This is a genomic window from Bradyrhizobium algeriense (assembly GCF_003062295.1).
GTDB classification, from domain to species: domain Bacteria; phylum Pseudomonadota; class Alphaproteobacteria; order Rhizobiales; family Xanthobacteraceae; genus Bradyrhizobium; species Bradyrhizobium algeriense.
Genome location: NZ_PYCN01000200.1, coordinates 1 through 599, shown reverse-complemented (window position 1 = coordinate 599; position 599 = coordinate 1). Strand labels below are relative to the sequence as shown.

Here is a 599-nt window from a genome sequence, read left to right as displayed (position 1 = left end):
CGAGGCGAAGAAGGTTCTCGCAACGGAAGCCACCACCCTCCTCCACGGCCGCGAGGCTGCGGAGCTGGCCGCGGAAACCGCGCGCAAGACCTTCGAGCAGGGAGCGCTGGCGGAAAGCCTGCCGACGGTCGAGATCGCGACCGATGTCCTCAAGGGAGGCCTCGGCATCCTGGCGGCCTTCGGGCCCGATTACGCGAAGCTCGTGCCCTCGTCGAGCGAGGCGCGTCGGCAGGTGAAGAGCGGCGGCCTGAAGGTCAACGACCAGACCGTCTCGGACGAGCGTGGCACCTTGAGCCTGTCGGATGTTACGGCAGAAGGCGTGATCAAGCTGTCCTTCGGCAAGAAGAAGCACGTTCTCCTGCGCGCCGTCTGACTGCTTAACGCTCCGGAACCGCCGGCAGCGATCCTGTCTGCGGTTCCACGTTCGCCCCCACACCGAAGAGCTTGCGCAGGAAGCCGGGAGCGACCGCCGAGAGCGGATTGACCGTCAGTGACGGCGAACTCGCCTGACCGTTCAGCCGGAAATTGACGGCGAACAGCCCCTCATACTGACTTCCACCCAAGAGCGGCCCGAAGAGCGGCACCTGGGCGAACACATT

General features: G+C 65.6%; 1 protein-coding gene and 1 pseudogene. One reads left to right on the top strand and one right to left on the bottom strand.

The annotated features are described in order from the left end of the window. Window positions 1-373: pseudogene (locus C7G61_RS43110) on the top strand (tyrosine--tRNA ligase); the annotation flags it as partial. 4 nt (window positions 374-377) lie between these two features. Here C7G61_RS43110 and C7G61_RS43105 read toward each other — a convergent pair. Next, window positions 378-599, bottom strand: a 222-nt coding sequence (locus C7G61_RS43105) for a hypothetical protein (RefSeq protein WP_145963847.1), incomplete at its 5' end; no start/stop codon positions are given.